This window comes from Alteromonas sp. RKMC-009 (assembly GCF_003584565.2).
Lineage (GTDB): Bacteria > Pseudomonadota > Gammaproteobacteria > Enterobacterales > Alteromonadaceae > Alteromonas.
The window spans coordinates 3,679,041-3,702,148 of the sequence record NZ_CP031010.1 but is presented as its reverse complement, the minus strand read 5'-3'; the positions used below and the strand labels follow the sequence as shown (position 1 = coordinate 3,702,148).

At 45.4% G+C, this 23,108-nt stretch carries 15 protein-coding genes and 1 pseudogene; 14 read left to right on the top strand and 2 right to left on the bottom strand.

The genetic code is table 11. From position 1 onward, the window contains the following. Positions 1 to 367 precede the first annotated feature (367 nt). From DS731_RS16400 to DS731_RS16385, 4 genes are all read left to right on the top strand, one after another. Entirely contained in the window at positions 368 to 3,433 is a 3,066-nt protein-coding gene (locus DS731_RS16400) for a TonB-dependent receptor (protein WP_202980666.1), read from the top strand. Between the two features lie 51 nt (positions 3,434 to 3,484). Beyond that, positions 3,485 to 5,041: a tryptophan halogenase family protein gene (locus DS731_RS16395; RefSeq protein ID WP_119502347.1), complete on the top strand. Its 1,557-nt coding sequence runs from the start codon at positions 3,485 to 3,487 to the stop codon at positions 5,039 to 5,041. Then, positions 5,038 to 6,561, top strand: a complete 1,524-nt coding sequence (locus DS731_RS16390; protein ID WP_202980665.1) for a tryptophan halogenase family protein — start codon at positions 5,038 to 5,040, stop codon at positions 6,559 to 6,561. The genes DS731_RS16395 and DS731_RS16390 overlap by 4 nt, the downstream gene beginning before the upstream one ends. A gap of 95 nt (positions 6,562 to 6,656) precedes the next feature. Next, complete coding sequence (locus tag DS731_RS16385; protein ID WP_119502346.1) at positions 6,657 to 8,207, top strand: amidohydrolase family protein; 1,551 nt, start codon at positions 6,657 to 6,659, stop codon at positions 8,205 to 8,207. Between the two features lie 21 nt (positions 8,208 to 8,228). Here the strand turns inward: DS731_RS16385 and DS731_RS16380 are convergent, their stop codons facing one another. Continuing rightward, positions 8,229 to 9,407 (bottom strand): DUF6607 family protein, encoded by a 1,179-nt coding sequence (locus DS731_RS16380; RefSeq protein ID WP_119502345.1) that lies wholly within the window; start codon positions 9,405 to 9,407, stop codon positions 8,229 to 8,231. Between the two features lie 253 nt (positions 9,408 to 9,660). On the opposite strand from DS731_RS16380, the gene sdhC reads away from it, so the two are divergent. The 3 genes from sdhC (at position 9,661) to DS731_RS16365 (ending at position 12,944) form a co-directional block, all read left to right on the top strand. Continuing rightward, positions 9,661 to 10,041 (top strand): succinate dehydrogenase, cytochrome b556 subunit, encoded by a 381-nt coding sequence (gene sdhC / locus DS731_RS16375; protein WP_119502344.1) that lies wholly within the window; start codon positions 9,661 to 9,663, stop codon positions 10,039 to 10,041. Then, on the top strand, positions 10,032 to 10,385 hold the full coding sequence (gene sdhD, locus DS731_RS16370) for a succinate dehydrogenase, hydrophobic membrane anchor protein (RefSeq protein ID WP_119502343.1): 354 nt from the start codon (positions 10,032 to 10,034) through the stop codon (positions 10,383 to 10,385). Before sdhC ends, sdhD begins: the two co-directional genes overlap by 10 nt. 678 nt (positions 10,386 to 11,063) lie before the next feature. Beyond that, positions 11,064 to 12,944, top strand: coding sequence for a CocE/NonD family hydrolase (locus tag DS731_RS16365; protein WP_119502341.1), 1,881 nt, complete (start codon positions 11,064 to 11,066; stop codon positions 12,942 to 12,944). A 113-nt stretch (positions 12,945 to 13,057) separates the two neighbouring features. Here the strand turns inward: DS731_RS16365 and DS731_RS16360 are convergent, their stop codons facing one another. After that, on the bottom strand, positions 13,058 to 13,480 hold the full coding sequence (locus DS731_RS16360) for an MAPEG family protein (RefSeq protein ID WP_119502340.1): 423 nt from the start codon (positions 13,478 to 13,480) through the stop codon (positions 13,058 to 13,060). 232 nt (positions 13,481 to 13,712) lie between these two features. Here DS731_RS16360 and DS731_RS16355 point away from each other — a divergent pair, with 232 nt between their 5' ends. The 7 genes and pseudogenes from DS731_RS16355 to DS731_RS16325 all read left to right on the top strand — a co-directional run bounded on the left by DS731_RS16355 (position 13,713) and on the right by DS731_RS16325 (position 23,073). Further along, a complete protein-coding gene (locus tag DS731_RS16355; RefSeq protein ID WP_119502339.1) occupies positions 13,713 to 14,072 on the top strand; it encodes a DUF2750 domain-containing protein in 360 nt (119 codons plus the stop codon). A gap of 1,249 nt (positions 14,073 to 15,321) precedes the next feature. Beyond that, positions 15,322 to 15,954 carry a cation diffusion facilitator family transporter gene (locus DS731_RS16350; RefSeq protein WP_015067954.1) on the top strand — a complete coding sequence of 211 codons (633 nt, stop codon included), beginning with the start codon at positions 15,322 to 15,324 and terminating at the stop codon, positions 15,952 to 15,954. A gap of 225 nt (positions 15,955 to 16,179) precedes the next feature. After that, positions 16,180 to 16,833 (top strand): annotated as a pseudogene (locus tag DS731_RS16345) (cation diffusion facilitator family transporter); the annotation flags it as partial. A 251-nt stretch (positions 16,834 to 17,084) separates the two neighbouring features. Then, the gene (locus DS731_RS16340; RefSeq protein WP_232373389.1) at positions 17,085 to 17,441 is read left to right on the top strand and encodes a hypothetical protein; all 357 of its coding nucleotides are present in this window, start codon (positions 17,085 to 17,087) and stop codon (positions 17,439 to 17,441) included. 44 nt (positions 17,442 to 17,485) lie between these two features. Then, entirely contained in the window at positions 17,486 to 18,766 is a 1,281-nt protein-coding gene (locus tag DS731_RS16335) for a TolC family protein (protein ID WP_105934849.1), read from the top strand. Positions 18,767 to 18,768: 2 nt separating this feature from the next. Next, the gene (locus DS731_RS16330; protein ID WP_119502337.1) at positions 18,769 to 19,950 is read left to right on the top strand and encodes an efflux RND transporter periplasmic adaptor subunit; all 1,182 of its coding nucleotides are present in this window, start codon (positions 18,769 to 18,771) and stop codon (positions 19,948 to 19,950) included. A 15-nt stretch (positions 19,951 to 19,965) separates the two neighbouring features. Next, entirely contained in the window at positions 19,966 to 23,073 is a 3,108-nt protein-coding gene (locus DS731_RS16325; protein WP_119502336.1) for an efflux RND transporter permease subunit, read from the top strand. Positions 23,074 to 23,108: the final 35 nt, after the last annotated feature.

The following is a 23,108-nucleotide window of genomic DNA, read 5'->3' as shown; positions in this document are numbered from 1 at the left end:
TGCCTCCGGACTAGTTTAATTTCAAAAGGTTAAACTCCGGCTGCATCAAATTTAAAAGCTTCAAATCCGATAAATTTTCAAACAAAAGTAACCTCATTGTTAATAAAAATAAATTATTTGTTAACTTTTTGGGTTGATAATGCTCGTGTCCAGTTAAGTTGTATACAAGTATGTTTGTCTGAAACTCAGTATGGAACACGTTGACAGGTTGGGGCCTGCCATCAAACAAATCGGAGGGCTGCAAATGCCTAGCTTTAAAAAAACAAAATTTCACCCCGTGATTGCACAGGAAAACAAGAAACGTAAATTACCTTCTTTTAAATTGTCGCTACTATCGTTAGCCGTTATGTCATGCACAACAAGCGTAATGGCCCAAAGTAATGATGACGAAGATGCCAAACCGGTTGAAAGAACCGTCCAGCAATCTTTACCGGCTAATAAACAGAGTGACGGTAATACGTCAGATGACGATGTCGAATATATTTCTGTTACCGGTCAGCGTCAGTCTTTACAGGATGCGATTGACCTGAAGCGCGCCGGCGATACTATCGGTGATTCGATAGTGTTAGACGAGGCAGGCAAGGTGCCCAGCACCTCCTTGCTTGAAATTCTCGAACGTACGCCGGGTGTAACTATGAACCGGATTCGTGCCGGGGCCGAAGGCTCACCGGATGGTTACGCTTTCGAAGGTTCCGGTGTGCAGGTACGGGGGCTGAATAAAACTAAAACGTTAATAAATGGCCGTGAAGTGTTTTCTGCTAACGGTGGCTCCGGACTAAATTGGGCTGATGTGGGCCCTGAACTCCTTAAAGCTGTCACGGTTTATAAAGCCAGCCGTGCAGATCTTATTGAAGGTGGCGTATCCGGTACAGTAGATCTGCAAACACGTATGCCATTTGATTTCGAAGGATTTAAGGCTGATGCTTCGATAACAGCAGATTACGGAGATTTCTCTGAAAAAGTAACGCCCGCGGTTTCAGGTATGGTATCGAACAGAATTGATACCGACCTGGGGGAATTCGGCGCTCTGGTTAACCTTGCGTATTCTAAAATAGCATCCCACGACAGTAACGTCATTTTACCTCCCTATCTGGCGACCTCATATAATGATCAGCGGGTTTACGTACCTGCAGGTATTCGTTATACGCAAGACCAGTTTGAAAGGGTGAGAAACGGATATTATGTAGCTTTACAATGGAAGCCTTCGGATGCGCTCGAGTTCTACCATACCAGCTTTATCTCAGAACGGGACAGTGACCGCCATAGCCAAATACTTTCACTTGAGCCGGGGACCTCAGTAGGGGTATTTGAGGGAGCAGAATTTGACGGCAACGGGGTTTTCCAACAAGGGACAATATCCAGTACAAATCTGACATCCGGCCTCAACGTCTCTCCAAATTCAAGCTTCAGCCCGTCTAACAGTAAAACCGCTGACCACACAGTGGGATTCAAATATCTGGCGGACTACTGGGATTTGAGCGGTAGCTACCAATATGTTAATGCGGAATCAAGATCCGGAAAGTATAGCCTTGGAAGTACAGTGCTTCCGGTAATCGCTGAAACCTATCTGGATTTGAAAGGGTCAATACCTGTGGCTACATTTGGTGAGGCCTTATCAACTAATCCTGCCGATGCCGGTTTATCAAGGGTCAACTGGTTGAACAGTGCAAATGATGGTGAGGCTCATGCATTTCAACTTGACGGGAGTCTTTTCCTCGAACATGACTTTTTCAGGAAACTCGCTGTTGGTGGCCGTGTTGCAGACAGAAGTGAAAGCGATAACTTTGTAGGCACCTGGTGGTCCGCAACCGGTCGGGGATGGAATGGTGTGCCAAGACCTTTTGTTGATACTGCTCCCGAAGGTGATTTTTATCTGGAAGAATTTTCAGACTTTTTCAAAGGTGATACAGCTGCACCGGGCGCTGTGTGGGTTGGTACTCCTGAATTAAACGATGCCAGCGCTTTTGAAAGGATGTACAACACCTATACTGCTTGTGGTCCGGACTTGTATTATCAATGTACTGATCCTGCTCAAAGTGCATATGTGTATGGCGAAACGCCAAACCCGAATTTTGACCAGATGCCGTCTTTCTATGAGACAAAGCACAAAACCCAATCACTGTACGCTATGGTCGGCTTCGAAAATATTGGTGATAGTATATGGTCGAACTTTAGCGGTAACGTTGGTCTCCGCTGGGTCAACTATGATATCGAAAGCAAAGGCAATTTTGTATTTAGTGGCGGCGCCCGCTACTACGCAAGTCTTGCAGATGCTGAAGCTTCCATCGAAGCAATGGGAGGGCTTGATAATGTAGCGGCCTGGCAGGAAGCAAACGAAGGTAGTCAGCCGCCATTAACCCGCGAAAGTGCAGGGTATGAAACAGACCGTATGGGAGATTTCTCAAAAAGCTACTGGCTACCGTCCTTCAACATTAAATTTGATTTGTCTGAAGAGTTAGTAGCACGTTACGCATGGACAAAAACACTCACGCCTCCACGTTACCCGGACATCCGTGCGCAGGGAACCGCTACTGTGCAAGTCACTGAAAATCCGGTCAATGAAGAGCTTAATGCATTATATCCTGATCAGGACGTCTCCGTGCCGGGTATTTTTTCAGGTTATACGAATACGTCAGGTAACCCTTTCTTAGAGCCTGAAATAGCATACAACCATGATATTTCACTTGAGTGGTATCCCGAGAAAGGGACTTCGATGCATCTGGCTTTGTTCTACAAAACTATTGAAAATTATATCACTTTTAATAATTTTGCGGCTCCGGCCAGTGACTTTTTCTCAGAAGCAAATTATCCCCAATCAGTGCTTGTCAGTGATGGTCAAGGCGAATTCCTCAATGGGGATGTTTCGAGTCGTACGAACTTTAACGCTGATGAAGACACGATTATCAAAGGTTTCGAATTGGGCGGACGGACTTATTTTGATAATCTGCCGGGATGGATGAGTGGATTTGGTGTCGATGGTAACCTGACATTTATCGATAATGATGCACCTGATGCGTTTGCTCTTGATATCAACGGTGACGCGCTTAGTGTTCCCGTTATCGGGCTGTCTGAGTGGTCATATTCAGCGACCCTGCTGTATGATAAAAATGATATCAGTGCAAGACTCGCTTACAACTGGCGTGATCGATACCTGACCACTACTAATGACTCAGGTACCACTCTTGTCTATGCGGATCCTGCTACCGGTAGTGATACTCAGATTGGTCTTCCTGTATATGCATCGGCTATAGGCCGGTTAGATGCAAGCATATCGTACCGGATTAGTGATGCGATGAATGTGAAACTGAATGTACAAAACCTGACAGATGAGGAGCAGCGAACCGAGATGGAAATTATGGACGGTGTGTTTGTAGACCGTGCAGTTTTCATTGCTGACCGCCGCATCAGTTTGCATTTAGGTTTTAATTTTTAACCCGGTTTCACAAGTGACAGCACAAAGGTAATTGATATCAGAGGTAACACTATGAGTAAGCGTGTGTTGATCGTCGGCGGGGGGACTGCTGGTTGGATTACTGCGGCCTATATGGCACGTATGTTGGCAGCAGATACACCTGGAGGTGTGTCAATCACGCTTGTCGAGTCGGATGAAATTGGCACCCTCGGCGTTGGCGAGGGAACGTTTCCTATTATTCGCAAAACCATGAAACGTATTGGTATTGACGAGAGCGACTTGATTAAACATGCTGATGCCACGTTTAAACAAGGGATCCGATTTAATAATTGGAAGTACAACCCTGCAGATAAATCTGATGACAATTACCTTCATCCTTTCCAGGTAGCCTCACAGCACACAGATATGGATTTACTTCCGTACTGGTTGCTTGGGGTTGCCGGGGATGTCCCCTGGGCCAAAGCTTGTTCAGTGCAAAGTACGGTGATTGATGAGAAGCTGGCCCCAAAATTAATTACCCATCCTCAGTTTGATGCGCCGTTAAACTATGCCTATCACTTCGACGCAACTAAACTTGCAGCTTTGGTGAGAAACAAAGCTACGGACACCGGCGTAAGGAGGCTGGTCGATACTATTGACAACGTTACTTTAGCCGAAGATGGCAGCATTGCTTCTGTAACAGCAAGAGAGCATGGAGAACTTACTGCCGATTTATATATTGATTGCACAGGGTTTCGGGCACGTCTGATTGGTGAGACCCTGGGCATGCCATTTACTTCGTTTAAAAAAGAACTGTTTTGCGACCGCGCAGTAGCGTTGCAGGTGCCTTATGACAACCCGCAAGCCGGCATCCCCTCATGTACCTACACCACAGCCAAAGAGGCTGGTTGGATTTGGGATATCGGTTTACATCATCGTCGTGGTGTTGGTTATGTATATGCGTCTGAGTACTGTGACGAAGAGACCGCTGTTAAAACGCTCAAAGCCCATATAGGCCCGGCAGCGGAAGATTTGTCGCACCGGCTGTTGAAGTTTGAGCCCGGTTACCGGCAAACTCAGTGGCATAAAAACTGTATTGGTGTTGGATTGTCGGTGGGTTTTATAGAGCCACTTGAAGCAACCGGGATCAGTTTTGCTGAAGTTGCAGCGCTAATGCTGTGCAACTTATTTCCCTGGTCCGGCGATTACGAGGCGTCGGCGAGGCAGTTTAACGAAGCCATGTGCAAGCGATTTGAGCATGTTAAAGATTTTATCAAGGTACATTATTACTTAAGCGAGCGGGACGATACAGCTTTCTGGCGGGACAACAGGGCACCGGATTCTGCTTCAGAATACTTGAAAGGTAAGTTAGCACAATGGCGACACAGGCCGCCATCATTTCTGGATATTGACGCAAGTCACGATATTTTCGACGAAAACAGTTGGCAATACATTTTGTATGGTATGGGGTTTAAGACAGATATATCAGCCCGCGCAGATGCGCTCCGGTTTTACGATGATGCCCGACGTGAATTCCATAGTATCCAACAGCAAAGCAGAAATGCAATGACGGCAGTGCCTGCTCACCGGCAACTAATCAACGAGGTTGCTTCTGGTGGGTTTCGCCCCCGGGCCGGAGGACGACGGTGAAAAGGGTTGTTATTGTCGGTGGCGGAACATCAGGATGGATGTGCGCTGCGGCGTTAGCGCGAACAGCACAACCTGAAACGCAAGTCACTTTGCTGGAATCAGACCAAATAGGCACCATCGGCGTAGGCGAAGCTACCATTCCTTTGCTGGCAGAGTTCAATGCGTTTCTCGGTATAGACGAGCATGACATGCTAAAGGAGTGTGCAGGTACATTTAAATTGGGTATTGAGTTTATTGACTGGTACCGGAAAGGACACGCCTATTTCCATCCCTTCGGCTTTTTCGGTAAAGATACTCCCGAATTCCCTTTTCATCAGTTATGGCTAAAGCTCAATAGCTTAGTACGTAATGGTGAACTACCGGAAGAGCTCTGCGGCAATATCTGCGAATACAATTTGTGCACAGTGGCAGCAAAATTAGGACGATTTTCACAGGCTCAAGGGGGGGCGAATACTATTTTGTCTACCATGCGGAATGCCTGGCACTTCGACTCCGGCGCCTATGGGAAATTGTTGCGCCGGTATGCAGAGCAAAGGGATGTTCAGCGAATTGAAGGCAAGATTGTTGATGTTTCTGTTGAGCCGAAAAGTGGTGATATAACGTCTGTAAGACTTGAAAACGGTCTGGTCGTAGCCGGCGACTTGTTTATCGATTGCAGCGGGTTTCGCGGTTTACTCATCAATGAACATTTGCAGAGTGAATTCAATGACTGGACACACTACCTCCCGTGCGACCGCGCTATTGCAATTCAAACTTATGAGAATATACATGCTCCGCCATACACACGCGCTTATGCCAAAGAGGCAGGTTGGCGTTGGCAAATTCCGTTGCAAAGCCGTTTTGGGAACGGTTACGTGTATTCTGGCCAGTTTCAGGAGCAGCAGGAAGCTTTGACTTCCCTGTTAAGTGATTTGCATGGGGAGCCGGTTACAGGGCCCAATTTTTTACGTTTCCGTACTGGTCACCGCAGGACATTTTGGAAAAATAATTGTATAGCGATAGGGTTAGCGGGGGGCTTCATAGAGCCGCTGGAGTCAACCAGTATTCATCTGGTGCAGACCGGTATTCAACTGCTTATTAGTTTATGGTCAGCAAGTGGAAGCAACGATGAATTGCGGTCCCGATACAATAAGATGATGACTGACGAATATGAGGATATCCGGGATTTCATCATATTGCATTACAAAGCAACTCTAAGGGACGATACTGCGTTTTGGCGATTTGTCCGGGACATGTCTGTACCGGACTCACTATCAGAAAAAATGGAGCAATTTGCCAGAAACGGCAATATAGCTACCCGCCCTGATGCACTTTTTACGTCACACAGTTGGTTGGCGGTCATGCTGGGACAGGGAATTGTTCCGATGCACTACGACAGCCGGGTAGACCGCATTCCCGGTGACATACTTATTAAAAATATGCATGGGTTGAGGGAAGCCGTTAAAAGAACCGCAGCATCGTTACCCTCTCATCAGCAATATATTAATAAGCATTGTGCTTTTTCTAATACCCACGGGTGAGAGCGAGTGTTCGAATCCCGGCAAGATGCGCTTGCGCATGTATTTGACAATGAGTGATGATAGGCCTTTGATTATAATAGCTTCAAGGTAAGGCAATGAAAAAATTTATTCTGGCGCTTTGTATCACATTGTCATTTCAGGCTGCCGCCACACCGGGCAGTAAAGCGCCTGACAGAAAGGCCGGTGAAGGTATGGAAGCATCCCGTCTTATTCTGAGAGGCGGCAACATTATCTCAGGCGAAGGTGCACCCCCTCAGGGTCCTGTGGATATTGTGATTGAGAATGGCAAAATTACACAAATTGTATCGGTGGGCCACCCGGGCGTACCGATTAAATACAGCCGTCCTGAGCTGAAAAGCGGTGATAAGGAAATCGACATTCAGGGCCAGTACGTATTGCCGGGTTTTATTGATATGCATGGCCACATTGGCGGTTCTGCCGACAATATTCCCGCTGAGTATGTGTTTAAGTTGTGGCTGGCTCACGGTATTACCACCATCCGCGAACCCGGCAGCTTCAACGGCGCAGACTGGGTGCTGGAGCATCAGGCGCGCAGTGATAAAAATGAAATTGTTGCTCCGCGAATTGTGCCTTATGTGGGTTTTGGTATGGGCGGCGATCAGCCGGTTTCCACAGAGAAGCAGGCAAGAATCTGGGTGAAAGACATCGCCCGTAAAGGTGCGAAGGGCATCAAGTTTTTCGGTGCCAGCCCCAAAATTATGGCGGCAGCCTTAGACGAAGCTAAGAAGCAGGGTTTAGGCACCATGATGCATCATGCCCAGCTGAACGTGATGGGAACCAATGCACTGGATTCTGCCCGGTTAGGTTTAACCTCTATGGAACACTGGTACGGACTGCCGGAAGCGCTGTTTGAAGATAAAGTTATTCAGGACTACCCCTCACATTATAATTACAACGACGAGCAGCACCGGTTTTCTGAATCCGGAAAACTCTGGCTTCAGGCGGCAGCTCCCGGCAGTGAGAAGTGGCAGCAGGTAAGAGACGAGCTTATCGACCTGGACTTCACCATCGACCCTACACTGACAATTTATGAAGCCAGCCGGGATCTTATGCGTGAGCGTCAGGCCGTATGGCATGACGATTACACCTTACCCGTGCTGTGGGAGTTCTTTGAACCCAGCCGGTATGCACACGGCAGCTACTGGTTCAACTGGACCACGCAGGATGAAATCAACTGGCGCAACAACTACCGCCGCTGGATGACATTTCTTAATGACTATAAAAACCATGGTGGCAGGGTGACTACCGGTTCCGACGCCGGTTACATCTATAAAATCTACGGTTTTGCTTACATCCGTGAACTGGAATTACTACAGGAAGCCGGTTTCCATCCGCTGGAAGTCATTCAGGCAGCCACATTAAATGGCGCAGAAGCCTTAGGTCTCGACGATAAAATTGGCAGTCTTGCCGTAGGTAAAAATGCCGACATGGTTGTTGTAGATGGTAATCCGCTGGAAAACTTCAAGTTACTTTACGGCACCGGCCATTTCCAACTGGATGAGAACAACGAGCCTGTACGCAAAAAAGCGGTGCGTTACACCATCAAGGACGGCATCGTATACGATGCTCAGCAGTTGCTGGAAGATGTTCGCAGACTGGTGAAGGAAGCGAAGGCGGAACTGTAGTCGCCTTCGCTGATAACCCCGTTAACGTGCTGGCTCTGTAAACGGCGCCAGCATGTTTCTTATTTTTTGCTGCTCCGTCGAAGGGTCAACAGGGCCGCTGCCACTGACGTTTTGGGCGTAGTCGAAGAATGGCATGAACATGAACTTGCCGTCTGCCTGCTTGTTGATTTCAATGGACGTGTTCTCAGCAATCAGTGAGGACCACACCTCACGAACGTTTCTCCAGAATGATGATGTTGCTTCCCAGTATGCTTCGCCGGGCGTAAAGTCGTGGTCTTTGATGCGCTCGTAACGGGCAATCCCCAGTTCTTTTGCAAGGTACGGAGCCGGTGAGGCCGGTTTGCCGGTATTATTTATTACCAGCTTGTAGTTTTCTTCTTCCTGTACCCAGCCATCGGGTAAAATAATGTGTTTATTTATCCCTTCAAGGATCTGGTAATCCTGTCTCACACTGCTTTCCCGCCGGGGAAGTGGCCGCCAGGTTAACTCGCTTATCCACTCTGAGCGGTTTCCTTTGTGCTGCCATTTACCGTGAGACTCATATCGTGGCGAGTCGTCTACCTGATAAACCGACTGAGACCAGGTGCCTTCAATATCCTGACCGGTGAACTCATGCTTTCGCCATACACTATTGCCGGTATATACAAACTCTGATGGCTTCTCGTATTCCCAGTCTTGCCGCCAGTGTTTCATCACCATTGGCTCACTGATCTTTCCGTCTTCACCAACAAAATACATCACCATAATGTGCTGAAGGCTGATAAATTCAGGTTCATTGTCGACAACAATCACCATTTCCGTGCCCCAGGAGCGATAGGGGGCCGCAGGCGTGTAATTTTTAGTGAACCCCATGGTTTCGATAAAGTCGAATCCCACACGAAAATACCCCGACATCGCCAGTATGGCCTGCCGGTCCCGCTCAAATTTATCCATGTCTTCCGTTTGCAGTTTCAGCCAGTGCGGGGAAGGGGTAAGATCTTTTGTTGTGCTGTTACCTGTTGATGTGCCGCCACGTGGCTTGAAGTTGCAAGGCTCGTCTACGAATTGCCAGCCAAACACGTATTGGGGTATTGCTGCACACTTGCCTGCTTTTGCAGCTTCAGCCGGTTCACCGTTTCCATAGCTATTCAGGCTGATTAACGTGATAAACGCCCCGAATAGTGTGCGGCAGAAAGAAGATCTGAGTACGGCGTCTGGCATAAGAAAAGCTCCGGTGTTCATTGTCGGCGTTTATAAAATGAAGTATCTTATTGCAAATAAGAATTATTATTATCACGTGCGAGGCAGTAAATTACCAGCGCTTAAATCATGGAAACTTTTTATTTCCGAAGGGCTAAGTAATTTCCGCACACTATTTGATTCCCTGATATGAAAATGCAGAATGAGTGTGTTTACTGAACGAAGGTTCAGGTATTGTCGTGTTTACCAGAAGTATGATTACAGGAGTTTCTGAATGAAAGACACCCGTCCACGTAATATGGACTTAACTACCATCAAGTTGCCGGTAATGGGGCTGGCCTCCATTTTACACCGGATATGTGCTGTGATTATCTGGTTCTCTCTGGCCTGGTTTCTGCCGTTATTGTTTCTTTCTCTGCAAGGTGCTGAAGGCTTTGAAAATGTGCAGTTACTTATCAGCGGCAACTTCATCGCGCAATTTTTTACCTGGGGTTTTCTCACCGCGCTGGGCTACTACATGATGGGTGGAATAAAACATCTCATTCAGGAGTTTGGTTATTTTGAAACACTTGAAGGTGGCAAGCTGATATCGCAGGTGGCTATTGCATCAGGCATATTGTTGAGTGTGTTGTTCGGATTTTGGGTTTGGGATTAACTGACATGAAGCGAAATGGCGTAAAAGAGTGGATATTCCAGCGGATCAGTAACGTGATGATTTTTGCTTATGCGATATTTTATCTGGTGAGCGTTTTCACAATGGAGAATGTTGACTACGAAAGCTGGACTGCATTTCATCAGTCAACTGGATTTAAACTCTACTCAACAATCACTCTTGTTGTTGTGATGCTGAACTCTCTGCTGGCAGGTTGGCAAATCGGCACTGATTACACCCAGAAAGTACCTGTGGCCGGTTTTTCTGCGGCCTTCCACACATTTTATACCGTAGTCACAGCAGGCTTTCTGCTATTCGGCTTATACATTCTGTGGGGAATGTCCTGAGGGATCGGGCTAACGCTTAGTGAATCAATACCGTCCGGATGAGCTGATCGCTACTCCGGACTGTTGATGCTTTCCTCAAGAGGAAATAATAAATCGAATGCGGGTAATAAAAGATTCGCACTGCATACCGCGACCATGAAAGCGAAAATGTCCGTGAGTGAAGTGTACCTCAGGACCATCCACGCTACTGTCATGCTCAGCCAGAACATATTAAAACTCATGGTCCGGATATCCGGTCTGAGTGTTTTCGTGCAATAACGGCAGGTTACAGGCTCCCTGATCAGAAAGAGCAGCCGGTGGGAGAACAGCACTTCATGCGAACAACAAGGGCATCGTCTGGCAACAAGTTGTTTGAGCATCACTCAGACTCACTTAGTTAAATAGTATTGAGAATTATTATCGTTCACGACATACTTCGTCAACCATTCTGTTTGAAATTTACCCTTCTTAATTTCCCGGAGCTCGCCGGGGGATACAACAACGTTGCTGATAAAATGTGCGCCTGATGTACGCTAAGACTCACATCTTCCATCAAATCGATAAGTGCCTGAACCTCCGGGCTAAACGAGAGCGCTGCGGAATAATTTCTCCTGCCCGCTGTGATAAGGTGATATCACGACAGATGCCGTTGTCTGTCTCCCAGAGCCGGTTACCGGCACATATAAAAAGAGGATGCTTATGCGATACCTTCGCTACGCCATGCTGGTTATTGCCAGTTGCGTGATGACTCCCGCTGTTTCTGCAGCACCTGACAAAGATACCCGTGCGGAATATATCCGTTCACACTACGCTAAATATGAATACAACATCCCCATGCGGGATGGCACAAAACTGTTTACTTCGGTCTATATACCTTACGATCAGAGTAAAAGCTGGCCTATGCTAATGCAGCGTACACCCTATCGCGTTGCGCCCTATGGCTCGTCAGATTTTAAAACCCGTTTAGGACCCAGTGAGAAGTTCGAACAGGAAGGCTACATTTTTGTTTTCCAGGATGTTCGCGGCAAACAAATGTCTGAGGGGGAGTTTGTAAACATGCGCCCGCAGGACGCATACAAACGCGGAAAAGACGCTGTTGATGATGCCACAGACGCTTACGACACTATCGAATGGCTGGTAAAAAATGTACCCAACAACAATGGCCGGGTAGGGCAGTGGGGCATTTCCTATCCCGGGTACTATACATCGGTTTCCGGTATCAACAGTCACAAAGCCCTTAAAGCTATTTCTCCGCAGGCGCCTATTGCCGACTGGTTCTTCGATGACTTTCACCGCAACGGTGCGTTTTCTACACCTATGGCATTCCTGTTTTTTGATACTTTCGATGCGCCCCGTACAGAGCCGTATCCTTACCGTCTTGAAGGACGCAAAGCCACTACGCCTGACGGTTATGAGTTCTTCCGCGACCTCGGGCCGCTGGCCAACGTTAACAAAAACTATTTCCATGGCGAGCGACCGTTCTGGAATGAACTGACTGAACACCCGAACTATGACGACTACTGGCAGGCTCGCAATGTTCTGCAGCATCTCGATAAGGTAAAGCCTGCCGTGCTGGTTGTGGGTGGCTGGTACGATACCGAAGACTTGTATGGTCCGCTGGCGACTTATCAGACTATGTCGCACGAGAACAAACGTGACAATGTGCAAATTGTCATGGGCCCCTGGTATCACGGTCAGTGGATTGGTGATAAAGGCTCTAATATGGGCGAAGCGCAGTTCGGCTTCGAAACCAGTGTGTGGTTCCGTGACAATGTTCTGTTGCCGTTCTTTAACCAGCACCTGAAGGAAGAGTCGGAAGATAAGTACGAGCAGACTGCAACCATGTTTGAAACCGGTGCGAACCGCTGGCGTTTCTTCGGGCAGTGGCCACCTGCTGATACCAGTGAAAAAACACTGTATCTGACAAATGATGACAGTTTGTCTGAGAACAAACCGGATAAAGATGGCGGTGCTTCAGACTATGTATCCGACCCCCGTAATCCTGTACCTCATTCTGCAGCAATCAGCCGTGGATGGGATCGCCCTTATATGGCTGAAGATCAGCGTTTCACCGCCCGCCGTCCGGATGTGCTGAAATTTGAAACCGAGCCCATGACAAGTGATATGACCGTTGCCGGTGAAGTGAACGTGAACCTGTGGGTGTCCACGGATAAAACCGCAGCGGATTTTGTGGTGAAAATTATTGATGTGTTCCCGGGCGTGGATGAAAACACCAATGAAGTGGACAAAGAAACCGGTGACCGCCATGAACTGGTGCGCTGGGGCATTATCCGCGGACGTTTCCGTGACAGCTTCTCTGAGCCCAAACCCTTTGAACCGGGCAAACCGACTCAGGTCTCTTTTGAGCTGTACGATTTGTTGCACGACTTTAAACGGGGCCACAGATTACAAATCCAGATCCAAAGCTCTATCTTCCCGTTCCTTGATATGAATCCGCAAACTTACGTGGATAATATCTTTCATGCGACTGAAGAAGATTTCGTCCGTGCTCAGCACACCATCTACCACGACGCGGCGCACCCGAGTTCAGTGACTTTCAATGTTCTGCCTTCTCAGTAGCAGCCTGAGCAGGTGAGAAAAATGATGCACTTCATGGCCTGAAGTGCATCAATTCCCGGGCCGGTGGGGAAACCGGCCTGATTGCATCATTCGGAAAAGCCGGTAAGCCAAACTCAGGGCGTGAACAGCGCATAAAGGCCAAGACCATACACGCCAACAGTGAGTAGCACGCCTGTCATATAAAAGTAGCTTCTGGGGCTGGGATTTTTCTCAGTGGCTATTGCGTAGTAGAGCGACATGTGAATAATGCGCACCGCAGCATACAACCAAATCAGTACGGCGAGTATTGTGGTGGGCGCGCCGAGAAAAATACAAATCAGTGCCGGCAAAGTAAACTGATGAATATTCTCTAATGAGTTGTGAAACGTGCGATGGCTTCGGAACACAAAGCTATCGTGACTTAACTCATCGCTCACTTTGCCCGGAATATAACTTGATTGCTTCCTGTGGGCGACGGCTGCCACGATGTTTTGCACGAAAACAGTCGCTGCAATTACCAGCAACCCTGCTAAGGAATAAGCGTAGATCGTAAACATTCCCCTGTACTCCTGAATTTCCCTGACATTTCTACGCAGCTTAAGGAGCGGAAGATCGTCGCAGAAATTAAAAGTACTTACCCCGTCATTCAGACAGAAATCTAAACCGCTATCACACAACCCAAAAGAACATAAAGGGGCCCGTATTGCCGGAACAACATGAGTTATTCACTGGCTAGTCACGTGTTCACCAATTATCATATTGAGTCTAATCCTCTAACCAACGTTTTCTATGACAAATACTTCTTCAAATTCAGCCGACTTCATGACAAAAGTTAAAAGTACCCAAGAGTTATGGGCGCTACAGGATAAAACCACAGAGGGGTGGGTGATTGTCGACTCGGTTAACTTCGAAAACACTGATGTGATGCCTGTCTGGTCTGACGCAGAAATGGCTCGTGAACATTGCACCGATGAGTGGGAAGATTACATTCCTAAATCCATTTCCGTTTCTGACTGGCTGGAGTTCTGGCTGGAAGACCTGGCCGAAGACAATGTCCTGGTCGGCGTTGAATGGCGTGATGGTGGTGAGTATCTTGAAGTTGAACTGGCAGAGTTCAGCCAGATGCTTGCAGAGATAGAAAAACTCTGATTCGCATCAAACTTTGCATTTAGTTACTCCACATTCGGATAGTGTTTTTTAATAAAAGAACTTTTATCAAAAGGGTGTGGGGACAACTGCTTAATATCAGAAACAAAAAACCGACTAAAAAGTCGGTTTATTGTTTCTTCCGCTAAGGAAGAGAATGGTACCAGTGGGCGGACTCGAACCGCCACACCCGAAGGCGGGGGATTTTGAAATTAATGCGCATATATTACTTTATTGAAATCATGGGTATATGTTTACATTGAGAAGCTTTGCAAAGTCAGGCCTCATTCCTACGAACAATGTCAAGAAATCTCTTCCGCTTACTTATCAGGTTGTAATAGTAAAAATCATCAAATGTAATAGTCTTCCGGAACACCTCATCCTGCCAACGGAAGCACGTCACCAACAGAATATGACAGGCAGTATTTTAAGGACATAGAAAGTGTCTAGGAAAGTCAGGCCTTGCCAAATGATCCCCGCACCAATAGTTAAAGTACAAATACGCAACAATCCATAAAGCCATTAATTGAATCAGGGATGGATTAACATCGCCAAAAACGAGGGAACAATGAGTGAGTTTTTAACGCAATGGCAAGAGACTGCTCATACTACCTTGGCACTGTTTATATGGCTTTTTAGGTTTTCGTGCTTGGCTACCTAATAAGCTCAATGAGCCAAGTCTTTGTCAACAAAAAGCGAACGCAAAAACCTATGGAAAAATTGGAGCCAAGAGAGCCCGCCTACCTCTAGTCTAAGGGTACTGCACTCTAAGGTCTATGATGGTTCAATTTGACGTCATTATGGCTTTGCCGGTTTACATAAATGCGGGTGGTTCAATTAGGGAGTACATAAATCATGATGAATTGTATGGGAGAGACGATGGGGGTTGAAATGATGATAGGTATGGGTTTGATCTGGCTACTGGTAGTGATGGTCCTAATCGGGGCAGTGGCTGCGTTGTAGAAATACTTACGTTCAGATAAAGCGCGTGATGAATAGAATTAAACATTTGTCTGCAAGCCCGCAAGCAAATGTCATTTCTTTTCCTTTTTAGTAAATGTTGTCTGGAAAATGTGGTAGGCCCCTTTTATAAAACCTGGTCACAATGGACCCCATGTACGCAGTGCTTATCTGTACTCAGGCAAGTTTTGGAAATGGCGTAATTAGCTTCTTGACTTCTAAAGAAATAAGTATAGAACGAGTGCGAAAAAATATGAAGATTTTATTGGATGGAATATATAAAAGTTAAAATATGGAACCAACAAGAAAAAGTGATTTAAAAAAGGCCAGAACGCTTCAAATATTAAATGTCATCTATGATGCAATTGAAGTCATAGTAGCTTTAATCGCAGGAATAATTGCTAATAGTTCAGCGCTCATAGGGTGGGCATTGGACAGTACAATAGAGGTGTTAAGCGCTACCACGCTAGGCTGGCGTCTACACGGCGAACTTAAGGGAATTGATAAAAAACAAGTAAATAGACGGAAGAAAATCACTCTCTACGTGATTGCCGTATCATTTACTTTGGTCTGCATATTTATATCTTATGATTCTGTTACAAAACTTCTTAGTCAGCAAACGTCAAGCTGGAGCACTATGGGGTTAATCATTTTAGTTACTTCCTTGCTTATCAACCCGATTTTAATTCATTTCAAAAGAAAATATGGCCGCAAGCTGGATAGCCCGGCGTTACTCGCCGATGCTAAAGATACCTTTATCTGCTTATACCAAACGATCGTTGTCCTTGCCGGTTTGCTATTGGTAAATTGGTTTGGTTGGTGGTGGGCTGATCCTGTGGCGGCATTGCTCATTGTACCTTATGCAGCAAAAGAAGGTTGGGAAGCTTACACTAAAGCAAGAGACATCAGTATTGATGAGAAGTAATACCCGCATCACCTTAAATAATTCATTCTCTTAGCACTGACTTGTTTCGTCACGTATCAACCAAGTGCTTCAGGCTCAGGCATCATGATACAGCACAGAATGTAATGTTCCATGCACCGATGGTTGAGATACAAATACGCAGCAATCCATAAAGCCATTAATTGAATCGGCGATTGATTAACATTGTCTTAAAGGAGAGAACAATGAGTGAGTTTTTAACGCAATGGCAAGAGGCGGCTGAGCTTACTCGGGGCGCTGATAAACGGCATTGTTTTAATCGTTGGTTCTGCCTGGGTCCTTTATGAGGCAGTGCCACGGCTGAGTAATCCAGAGATGCCAGAAACAGAAGGCATGATTGCACTGGCTATTCTTGGCGTACTGGTCAACGGCTTCGCCGCGTATAAATTACAAGGTGGTAAATCGCTGAATGAAAAAGTTCTGAACTGGCATTTACTCGAAGACGTTTTAGGTTGGGTAGCGGTACTCATTGTCGCTATTGTTATGCAGTTCAAAGACTGGCCTGTTCTGGATCCGGTTCTTTCTATCGGATTTACGCTTTTCATTCTGTTCAACGTTATCCGAAATCTTATCAGCACCGTAAAACTGTTTTTTCAGGCGTCACCAGACAACGACCTTTTACAAAACGTGACTGATAAATTGCTTGAACTTGATGCTGTTAGCAATCTGCATCACCTGCATATCTGGTCACTAGATGGTGAGCATCATGTCGCGACAGTTCACATCGTTAGTCAATTTGAGTCGAAAGCTGAATACCTAATGTTGAAAGAAAGCATAGCGAATGCTTTGGATGAATTTGAATTGTCACATACAACCATAGAGGTTGAGAATGGTCTAGAAGATTGTCGTGACACCAAATAGCTAAAGAAGCGATAGGTCACGTTAATGTTTATTAACATGACCTATTTATCCGGCGTACTGATTTGCGTTGTCGGATTATACATGAGCTGGCAAGGTGGTAGTTTTCTACTTTCATAGTTAAATTAAGCATTTAATAGGTTCAAATGGCTTCCTTACACTGTGTTGGTCTCATATCTGTATTGAACAGATCGCTCATTCATTGACCCTAGCTATATTTTAAGAGATAATCAGCCTTCATGAAGAGGAATGTTGTGTCGAAAAAGAATTTCCGCATTAGCAAAAATTTTAAAGTGGTTCTGGCCGCTTTGCTGTTGTGCGCGCAATTTTTGTTGATAGTTTCTGACGCATTTTCTTTTGAACAAGAACATTTTATTAGCAACGAAGTATGTACCGAAAGTACGTTAATCGAACTGCCTAATGCTTATGATTTAGGCACAGGAAATGATTGTGATCATTGCTGTTCGTGTCATGGCCATTTCACCCATATTGCTTTCTATCTTGATAATGACAGCACGTTTCTGAAAAAATCCCCTACCCTAGCTTCAGTTTATCTCGAAGCTTCACCTAGCCGTTTCATTAACCAAATAGAGCGTCCTCCAAGAATTTAATCCCTGTCATCTTTCGTTTTTTTAACTGACTAGGATTATATTTCATGAAAAATTCACAGTTCCCTGTGCGTGTATTTATGCGCGCCGGAATACTGACTAGTGCATTGGTGCTATCTCAAGCCAAAGCGTTAGCAGAACAAGTAACTTTAGACGATGCTGTTCAACTAACTCTCAGCCGTCATCCAACATTATTGAAATTCAGACCTCTTACTAGAGCTCTTGAGGGAGATCGCCAACAAGCTTTGCTTTCTCCAGCTTACACCGTAGGTGCTAGTCTAGAAAATGTGATGGGCACGAGTTCGACTTCGGGAGTTCAAGCAGCAGAAGCAACCATCTCTCTATCTTCAGTGTATGAACTTGGTGGTAAGAAGAGTGCAAGAACACAGGTTGTGGATGCCAGAGCTGCCCTTTTAGATTCAGAGCAGTATTCAATGTCTCTCTCACTACTTGGTGGGCTCACTCAGCAGTATATTCGCGTTCTGGCACAACAGGAGCGTCTGCAAATAGCTGAGCGAAGTGTGAGCTTAGCTGAAGATGCTCTTACTGTAATCACTAATAGAATAAAAAGTGGTGCAACGAATGATGCTGAATTGTTCAGAGCTAAATCGGCTTTAAATCAAGCGAAATTAGAACTTGCGACAGCAAAGGTGAATGAAGAGATAGCCCTGCAATCTCTCACACTATTCTGGCAGGGCAATTATGAAGATATCACGCTTACTGGTTCTTTAAATTCACCCGCTACAAATTATTCCTACGAAACACTTTTTAACCAATTCTTATCATCATCGAATGCGGATTTACTAATTAAGTCACTTGACCTGAAGGACGCTGAGATTCAGTTGGCTAAGTCTGATAATACCGCAGACCTATCTTGGTCTGTAGGTGTTAGAAGGAATCAGGGAGCTCAAGATACATCGTTAGTTTTTGGTGCCTCAATTCCACTATTTGCTGAGAAGAGGAATTCGGGTGCAGTCAAATCTGCAATTGCTAGTAAGGAGGCGGAGTTATTAGAGCGAGACACCAAGTATCTCGATGTAAAAGCGATTCTATTTAAAGCAACGAAAAGCATAAATTTTAGTTCACAGGCAGCATTGCACCTGGAAAAAGAAGTAATGCCTGATTTGGAAAGAGCATTGGAGCTGACCAAGGAGGGCTATCAAAAGGGAATTTACACTTATCAAGAATGGTTTGCTTCACGTGATGCACTTCTCCAATCTCAACGGAGTCTCATCAACTATCGCGAAGCCACTCTGCTCAATGAAGCACTTATCGAACAATGGACAGGGCAATCTCTGAAATCATTCACTTTCAATCTCCAGGATTAATTATGCTAAAGCAAATTTTATTTTTATTTCTTATCGGCACTGTGACATCTATCGCGACTGCAAGTGAAGATGTCACCAATTCAAACGACAACCAAAATATATTCCAGAAAGGTAACATCAAAATAGAAGTAAGTATCGATGAAAGCCCCGAGGGCTCTGTAATTATTGCCTCGACTTCTGAAGATGGGAAGCCATTTATCCCTGATTCCTTTTCTATAGAGCTACAGAAGTTAGGTTCAAGCTCAGAAAAATTTGAGTTTCAAACTTCAGAGGGGGTTTTGCGGTCAATAAAAGCTCTGTCTGAACCTCATTCTTTTAAGGCCACTATTTATCTGACTGACAAAAGACGAAAGTATTCCTGGGAGTGGGAAAACTTCGAGGGAAGAACACAGATCTCAAGAGCGTTAACTGAAAAGTTTCAATTAGCAACCTCCGAAGTTCAGAGTGGGACCATTGAAAGACATATCGAATTGTTGGGTACTCTTGTAATTCCAGCCAAGAATAAGGCTGAAGTTAATGCGCGGTTCTCGGGAGTTGTAGAAACTCTCGCTTCGGATGTTGGTGACAGCGTGAAGGCTGGCGATGTAATTGCAAAAATTCAATCAAATGACAGCTTACAAACCTACATCGTGAAAGCGCCAATTTCGGGTACGGTAGTAAGTCGAAATGTTAATGTCGGGCAGTTGGTTACCAGTGAAACGCTTTATAAAATAGTCGACGCTGAAACGCTTTGGGCAGAATTGAAAGTATTTCCATCCAAGCGGGATACAATAAAGCCGGGCTCTTATATCCACATAAAAAAAGGTTCCCGACAGCAAGATGCAAAGGTCAAATTTCTCATTCCGTCAGGCTCACTTGAACCTTATCAGATCGCAATTGTTGAAATCACTAATACCGAAGGAGAATTCTCCCCCGGCGATATGGTTACAGGTGTAGTTGATGCTCAGAAAATCGATGTTTCGCTTCGCGTTGAGAATGAAGCTATACAATCAATGGATGGTAACTCAGTTGTATTTTTAAACGATGGTAACACGTTTCAAGCTGTCCCTGTCGAGCTGGGTATAAAAGATGACAACTTCACTGAAGTAAAGCGTGGCTTAATCGCTGGTCAAATTTACGTTTCAAAAAATAGCTTTCTGATAAAAGCGGATCTTGAAAAATCCGGTGCCTCTCACGCTCACTAATCCTGGAGACGATAAATGATTGATAATATTATTCGTCTTTCAGTAGAAAGACGCTTTTTGTTTCTTGTTCTTGCACTAATCTTAATTGGGATCGGCGTTTGGAGCTACCAGCGATTACCTATTGATGCTGTACCAGATATTACAAATGTACAGGTTCAGATTAACACCAAAGCTCCGGGGTACTCACCATTAGAAGCTGAACAACGAATAACATTTCCTGTCGAAACAGCACTATATGGCTTGCCTAACTTATCCTATACACGTTCTATATCGAGGTATGGTCTTTCACAGATTACTGTTATTTTCGAAGAAGGAACGGATATCTTTTTTGCCCGAAATTTAATCGACGAAAGACTTGCGAACCTTAAAAGTGTTTTACCTGATGGCCTTGAACCAGAAATGGGGCCAATCGCTACAGGGCTAGGCGAGATTTTCGTATATACGCTGGAAGGGAAAGATGGAGCCACGTTGCCCGATGGCTCCCCAGTTACGCCAATGGCTTTAAGAGAGGTACAAGATTGGATTATTCGACCACAGTTAGCCCAAGTGCCAGGAGTAGTAGAAGTAAACACTATTGGGGGCTATGACAAGCAGTATCATGTCAATCCCGATCCTGTAAAAATGCTGGAGATGGGAGTCACGGTTGAAGATATCTCTGAAGCACTATATTTGAACAATGATAATACAGGAGCTGGCTATATTGAGAAAAATGGCGAGCAACTTCTTGTACGATCTCCAGGTCAATTGACAGGGATAAGGGATATTGAAAATGTTGTAGTAAGTAACAAAGGATCTGTTCCTGTTCTGGTAAAAGATATTGCAACTGTAGGCCTGGGTAAGCAGCTGAGAACCGGAGCTGCTACAAGAAATGGAAAAGAGACTGTGATGGGAACAGTCATGATGTTACTGGGAGAAAACTCAAGAGAAGTTGCTGCTTTAACTGCCAGTAAACTAACTGAAATTCAAAACTCCTTACCAGACTGGGTGGTTGCTGAACCTGCCTACGATAGGACTTCACTGGTCGACAAAGCAATAAACACTGTGCAGAAGAACTTGCTGGAAGGAGCATTACTCGTAATTGTCATATTATTTTTACTACTAGGCAATATCCGAGCGGCTCTTATTACGGCAGCGGTCATACCAATCGCTATGATGATGACAATTACAGGAATGGTCCAGAAAGGTGTTTCCGCAAATCTAATGAGTCTGGGAGCATTAGATTTTGGACTCATTGTTGATGGCGCTGTCATCATTGTTGAAAACTGTATTAGGCGCTTATCTGAAGCGCAACAGCATCACGGCAGGCTTCTTCAACTTAAGGAGCGTCTTGAAGAGGTTAAAATAGCAACTATTGAAGTAATCAGGCCCAGCTTATTTGGTGTCGGAATCATAACCGCCGTTTATCTGCCCATATTTACTTTAACAGGCGTCGAAGGAAAGATGTTTCATCCAATGGCAATAACTGTAGTTATCGCTCTTGTTGCGGCAATGATGTTGTCGCTAACGGTGGTACCTGCAGCAATCGCCGTTTTCATGGGTGGAAAAATCAGTGAAAAGGAAAGTTTTTTAATAAGTTGGGTGAAACAAGTTTACGAACCAGCACTTAGAGCAATTCTTAAATTTAAAGCAGCTGCTCTCGGGGCTGCATTAACGCTTGTGATCTTCTGTGGATGGCTGGCAACAACGCTTGGTTCTGAATTTATTCCTCAACTGGATGAAGGTGATGTTGCTTTACAGGCTTTACGAATAACGGGTACCGGTCTAAACCAATCAATTCAAATGCAAGAACAACTTGAAGATGCGCTGTTGGAAATTCCAGAGGTAGGGGTAGTCTTTGCGAAAATAGGTACACCGGAAGTCGCTACAGACCCGATGCCTCCTAATGTAGCCGATAGTTTTATAATACTTAAACCTCGATCAGAGTGGCCTGATCCAGCTAAATCTAAAACGGATTTAGTGGCTGAAATTGAATCAGTCGCCTCAAAAATGCCTGGTAATAATTATGAATTTACCCAACCAATTCAAATGAGATTCAATGAATTGATTTCCGGCGTAAGGGCTGATGTTGCAGTCAAAGTTTTCGGTGATGATTTAGATCAATTGTTGGAGACTGCAAATGAGGTAGCTGAGATTGCTAAGTCGATTCAAGGTGCCGCAGACACTCGAGTTGAGCAAGTTGCTGGTCTTCCTATGCTGTCTATATTACCAAAGCGAGAAGCCCTCGCAAGGTATGGCCTAAACGTAGCAGACATTCAAGCACTCGTTTCAACAAGCATAGGAGGCAAGGAAACAGGCATAATCTATGAAGGCGATCGCCGGTTTAAGCTTGTAATCAGATTATCTGAAGAATTGCGTACGAATATTGACAAATTAGAGAGCCTACCTGTTCCTGTTGGTAATAGTTTTGTACCGCTTGAAGAGGTGGCCAGCCTCGAGTTAAAGCCAGCACCTGCACAGATCAGCCGAGAGAATGGAAAGCGCAGAGTTGTCGTAACGACTAACGTACGAGGAACTGACCTAGGAGGATTTGTCGTTGATTTACAAAAAAGACTTAAATCCGATTTGAAAATAAAGGAAGGGTATTGGTTCGAGCTTGGTGGTACCTTCGAACAACTGGAATCCGCCAGCAAACGGTTGACATTAGTCGTTCCGGTTACGCTTGCGTTAATAGTTGGCATACTCATTATGGCGTTTGGATCAGTGAAAGATGCACTGATAATTTTCACTGGTGTACCACTCGCCTTAACCGGAGGAGTACTGGCACTCTGGATTAGAGGTATGCCTCTTTCAATTTCTGCGGGAGTAGGCTTTATCGCTTTGTCCGGGGTCGCGGTTTTGAATGGACTAGTGATGGTCGCATTCATAAGACAACTCTGGCAGGAAAATGGTGATATTTATACTTCAGTAATTCGAGGGGCCATAATCCGGCTTCGACCTGTTTTGATGACTGCGTTAGTGGCCAGCTTAGGCTTTGTTCCCATGGCACTTAATACAGGAACAGGTGCTGAAGTACAAAGACCGCTCGCCACTGTAGTCATTGGGGGAATTATATCGTCAACTTTACTGACACTGTTTATATTACCTGCGCTTTATCAGCTCGCACATAACAAACGCAATTCTTAATCAAATTTTACGCCCGGTATGTTCCGGGCGCACCG

What these genes read in the sequence shown, in the direction of transcription:
- DS731_RS16355 (WP_119502339.1), top strand. Translation starts at nt 13,713, where the DNA reads ATGACAAATACTTCTTCAAATTCAGCCGACTTCATGACAAAAGTTAAA.
- sdhC (WP_119502344.1), top strand. Translation starts at nt 9,661, where the DNA reads ATGAAAGACACCCGTCCACGTAATATGGACTTAACTACCATCAAGTTG.
- DS731_RS16385 (WP_119502346.1), top strand. Translation starts at nt 6,657, where the DNA reads ATGAAAAAATTTATTCTGGCGCTTTGTATCACATTGTCATTTCAGGCT.
- DS731_RS16365 (WP_119502341.1), top strand. Translation starts at nt 11,064, where the DNA reads ATGCGATACCTTCGCTACGCCATGCTGGTTATTGCCAGTTGCGTGATG.
- DS731_RS16335 (WP_105934849.1), top strand. Translation starts at nt 17,486, where the DNA reads ATGAAAAATTCACAGTTCCCTGTGCGTGTATTTATGCGCGCCGGAATA.
- DS731_RS16330 (WP_119502337.1), top strand. Translation starts at nt 18,769, where the DNA reads ATGCTAAAGCAAATTTTATTTTTATTTCTTATCGGCACTGTGACATCT.
- DS731_RS16360 (WP_119502340.1), bottom strand. Translation starts at nt 13,480, where the DNA reads ATGTTTACGATCTACGCTTATTCCTTAGCAGGGTTGCTGGTAATTGCA.
- DS731_RS16380 (WP_119502345.1), bottom strand. Translation starts at nt 9,407, where the DNA reads ATGCCAGACGCCGTACTCAGATCTTCTTTCTGCCGCACACTATTCGGG.
- DS731_RS16400 (WP_202980666.1), top strand. Translation starts at nt 368, where the DNA reads ATGGCCCAAAGTAATGATGACGAAGATGCCAAACCGGTTGAAAGAACC.
- DS731_RS16325 (WP_119502336.1), top strand. Translation starts at nt 19,966, where the DNA reads ATGATTGATAATATTATTCGTCTTTCAGTAGAAAGACGCTTTTTGTTT.
- DS731_RS16350 (WP_015067954.1), top strand. Translation starts at nt 15,322, where the DNA reads ATGGAACCAACAAGAAAAAGTGATTTAAAAAAGGCCAGAACGCTTCAA.
- DS731_RS16395 (WP_119502347.1), top strand. Translation starts at nt 3,485, where the DNA reads ATGAGTAAGCGTGTGTTGATCGTCGGCGGGGGGACTGCTGGTTGGATT.